The organism is Psychrobacter sp. AOP5-GZ1-6 (assembly GCF_052376345.1).
Taxonomy (GTDB): domain Bacteria; phylum Pseudomonadota; class Gammaproteobacteria; order Pseudomonadales; family Moraxellaceae; genus Psychrobacter.
The window spans coordinates 1-4654 of sequence record NZ_JBQSVP010000184.1; the positions used below are offsets into that span (position 1 = coordinate 1).

General features: G+C 33.7%; 4 protein-coding genes. All 4 read left to right on the top strand.

Translation table 11 applies throughout. The features are described 5' to 3' along the window. Positions 1 to 350, top strand: a 350-nt coding sequence (locus tag ACT3RN_RS14540) for a hypothetical protein (RefSeq protein ID WP_444518750.1), incomplete at its 5' end; no start/stop codon positions are given. Then, complete coding sequence (locus ACT3RN_RS14545) at positions 350 to 2626, top strand: glycosyl hydrolase 108 family protein (RefSeq protein WP_192520518.1); 2277 nt, start codon at positions 350 to 352, stop codon at positions 2624 to 2626. The genes ACT3RN_RS14540 and ACT3RN_RS14545, both read left to right, overlap by 1 nt. Positions 2627 to 2690: 64 nt before the next feature. Next, a complete protein-coding gene (locus ACT3RN_RS14550) occupies positions 2691 to 3962 on the top strand; it encodes a hypothetical protein (RefSeq protein WP_444518751.1) in 1272 nt (423 codons plus the stop codon). 126 nt (positions 3963 to 4088) lie between these two features. Continuing rightward, a partial coding sequence (locus ACT3RN_RS14555; protein ID WP_444518752.1) for a hypothetical protein occupies positions 4089 to 4654 on the top strand: 566 nt, incomplete at its 3' end.

The following is a 4654-nucleotide window of genomic DNA, read 5'->3' on the forward strand; positions in this document are numbered from 1 at the left end:
ACTCGCTTCCGATGATGCCTGATACTATTCCGCTGTTTAGTAATAAACTCGATGTTTATGATTTGTTTGTGAATGCAAATTTTGATGAGGTTGATTACGTAGCAATGTTAGGTGATGGTCAGATAGTTGAAGGAACGTTAGATGAACATGGACGGACTGGTCGGTTGATGTCAATGGAGTCTCAAGAAGTTGAGGTATTAGTAGGATACTTAGATAACTGGAGTGTAGAATTTGATACAGAACATGAAGAGCCTGAGACTATTGATGAAGTAGAGTTCGAATACTCAGACGCAGAATGTGCTTGTAATGCGCCCGCAGAAGATATCGCTTTTTTAGAGGATGAAGAATAATGTCAAATAGTCAAAAAAAGCTTACTGCATGGTTTGTATTGCTTGATGCGCAAAGCAAAGTTCTGAAAAATATTGAATACAAGGTCACAGCAGTTAACAGTAATGAGGAAGAGGAACACGTCGTTAAAGGTAAAACTAATAGTAAAGGGGCAACTTATGAGTTTGTTAAACCTATCCATACTAAGCTTTGTCTTTATGTAAAAATAGGAACTAAAGACTTTAAAAAAGCTGGAAATATATCGTTACCACCAGTTAAAGAAAATAGACTTAAAATTAAGGCTAAAATCAGTGCAGTTTTAATTGACTCAAAACTAAAAAAACATGGCAACGAAGCAGGTAGTATCAAGCGTAAAGATTACAAAGTAGTTACAGGTGATACCTTAGAAAGTATTGCTAAAAAACATAACACGGACATTGCAACATTAAAGCGTTTGAATCCAAAAATAAAAAGTATTCATAAGATATTCGCAGGTCATTGGTTAAAAGTCCCAGTTCAAATCGGTGATGTCGGCAAAGAAACGGAAGATAAGCCTTCTCCATCAGTTTCGACGAAGCCGCCTGCTACAAAAACTAAGGGTAGTGAACCTGTAGATTCAGAGCAACCCTGGTACGATAAAGCTTGGGATAGTGTTAAAGATATTCATGATGAAGCAGACGCTATGATTGATAGAGCAGAAGAAGCTATCAAGGATGGGCAGCAAAAAATAATAAAAGGAACACTTGAGGCGATGGAAAGTGTCACTGATGCAAGTGAGAAGTTATATGACACATTATTTGGTGATAAGGAGGATACTACACCATCTAATACCAATCCTACCCAAAATAAGGGTAAAGTTGATGAACCCAAATTAGATGTGAAGAAAGAAACCGGTAATAATCAAAAGGGGAACCCTGTCGAACAAATTACCTATGACAGTGATACGACTGTTTATCATATTTATTTTGATGGACGTATAGAACGTCAGCACCCCAAAGCAGAAAAATATGCTGCATTCGTTTATTACGATGAAGGTGGCAGTAAACACTATTTAGGGAAAACTAAATATATTAAAACGCCACGTTACGGTGGAGGAAAAGATGTATATTTAGTTAATATTGGTGGAGATAGTGAAAGTAGTAAATATGATGGCAGTCAGATTGATGACAATAATATATCATCAGTTGAAAAAGAGAAAAGATTGTCAAAATATAGAAAAGGCAAAGTCAGCTATAATATATTTATGAATTCTAAAGAGTATCAACGCTATTATTTGTCTGGGGTTGCGATGGCTACATTTTTAGGAGCGCTATGTAAATTAGGATATGATGATATCTCTTTTAACGGAGCTAGTAAAATTGACGGAAGCCCTGGCCCTAGTAGTAGTCATACTAATGGTAAATGCATTGATATAAGATATCTTAGAAAAGACAAAAAAGCTTTAGAGATGATATTAGACGATCATAATTATGATTCTCAATATGATCATGAGAGAAACATAAGACTTGTTAATACTATGCATGAGTTTGGTTGGGGCAAAAGAAAAAGACCTGACAATTCAATAGTAAAAATGCTTAGTGTATATTTTACTAATCCTAAAGCAGGTATAAATAAGAGTTATATTTTGCCACATTGTGGACCTTATCGAGGGCATGATAATCATCTCCATCTTCAAGGATTAGTAGCAGATATTAAAGATATTGATGTTATTCATAAAGAACCTGAAAACGAGAATGTTCAACCTACAGATGACTGTACAAAGAAATTTCATAGAGTATCTAAAATTATTCTTCGTCACGAAGGTGGTTATGTTGATGATCCGACTGATAAAGGCGGTAAAACAAATATGGGTATTGCGTGGAAAACATGGTTGACATATGCTAAATCTGATTTAGGTCTTGAGCCAACTAAAAATAACTTAAAAAATATAACATCTGAACAAGCTGAGATCATTTATCGTAAAAGGTATTGGGAGCCTAAAGGTTTTTGTAAAGTTGAAAACGACAAGGTTGGTTTAATGATATATGATTGGTCAATTACTTCGGGTGGGGCTGGAAAAGAGGTTCAAAAATTACTTACTAACGAATTCAAGCAAGACGTTGGTATTATTGATGGCGCTATCGGATCCAAAACTATACAAGCCGTAAACAATGTTGAGAATCAAAAACTATTACTAGAGAGAATAGCGGCTATTCGAAGAGAATATTACCATATGCTTGTAAGACAGAGACCTAAAAATAGTAAATATATTAAAGGTTGGCTCAATAGAGTTGAAAGTTGTTTGAATGCTAATATTTGAAACTTAGTCCACAGTATTTTACACAATTAGATTAATTTGTGACAAAGAGTATAAGGAATCAACTATGACTGTTTTTAAAAAATTGATTGTATTATCATTTTTAATATTACTTCAATCCAGTTGTAGTTCAGAAACGGTCAATCATCAACAAAATAATATCTTAACTACCTCTAATCAGTCAGACAGTCGCAACTACTCACAGTATCTCGGTAAATGGAGCGTCGATACTTACGACTCTAATCAGGAACCTATCTCGTCTTTATCTGTAGATATAGATGACTTATCTACATCCAATATTGAAGGTAAATATTGCTATATTAGTAGGTATGGTAAGAAAATTGACTGTCTTAACGATTTTCAAGGCTTTGCTATAGGTGATAATCAATATTTAATAACATTTGATAGTTCATTCGATAACATACAAGGCAAAGCAATTTTAACTTTAGAAGAAAAAAAAGTAATTTGGATGCTTAAAGAGTTTCCTGCTGACTTAGGTGTTTCTGCTCGTAAACATGCAATATTACTTAAAGATAAAAATCAACAAATATCCAAAATAAATGCAGATTCAGAATTACATGCTATAGAATATATTATAAATGTAGAAAGAGCTTTTATATATAAGCAGCCTAATATTAATTCTAAGACTTCATCATATTTTATAGCAGGTGATGAGATTGAGGTACTATCTACTAAAGATGATTGGGTAGAGACTTCTTATCTAAAGGGTTCAAAGACAGGTTGGTTACGTCTTAAAGATCTCGAAGAAAAAAAATATTCCAACTCAACGCCCAAAGAATTGACTAGTAGTAAAATAAAGAATGCATCAGAAAGTATTCAGCTGGTTAAATCTAATCAAAAAAAATATGTTTTAAACAAAGATGGTATTAGTAATATTTCTCTAGGACAAAAGTTTAAACCGAATGAATTTACTAAATTCGAGAGTCAGTTAGAAGGTGTTGATAACTGTTTCCTCGCAAACTCTAATCTGTATCCAGATCATCAATACTCACTATCTTTTCAGTTTTTTGGTGATCTGTTAACTGGTGTCAGTGTCTCTAAAGGTGGTACTACCAATTTTGATAGTTTTACATCATATATGGGTGTCAAAATTGGAGATACTGTTGAAACGGTAATGAAGCTACACAACAAGCAGCCTGACGAAACATTGGATAGTCCACATACTGATGATCCTATTTTTATATATTGGACTGATAGTTCTAAAAAGATAGGCATGCGCTATGATACTGTAAATGGAGAAGTATCAAGCATGAGCCTTAACTATAGTGGATTCAGTTTAAAAGAGATACAAGGCAACCGAGTGCAGATGTATATGTGATACTTCAAGCGAGGTTAACGCTGTAGCTCTTTTATAAAGGATTGACTATATAATCCATATATTCGTTATTTTGAAGGCTGTGGTTAATGGGTAAGTTTTAATTATTAGAAAGTTAAGAGGATATATATGCTTATAAGATTATTAATATTACCTATCTTGCTAACCTTATTTTTAGCATCTTGTGCTGAAAAAATAAACAATAATGATTCAGGTGACCTCAAAGCCACAGAAGTGCAAAGTAATTTCAAGAAAAGTAGTGATGTAGAACCTATTAGAACCAATACTGTCAGCGATAAAATTATTACAGCGAGTGGTACTAAAAACTTTACTCTACTCGATACTATTGAAGATATTGAATCTAAATTAGGTATGTCTTTAAATTTAGAGCACACTATCAATGAGTGCTCTATGGATAGTAGCAACTCAGAATTTCAATTGCTGTTTTTGCGTGACACTCTAATCTCAGTTGAATTTTTCGATTCTAGCTACCAAACCAGTAAAGGCTTTAAGGTAAACGATAACATCTCTAAACTCTTGAGTACCCATCCAGAAGTCGAGTATCACGAATATACAAGCAATATGGGTGATGAAAGCTACTATATGACAAATAGATATTATACGACTCGACCCAATGCTCAAGGTAATACATTGACTTTTAATGTTTCAGACAGATATCCTGATACTATTACAGA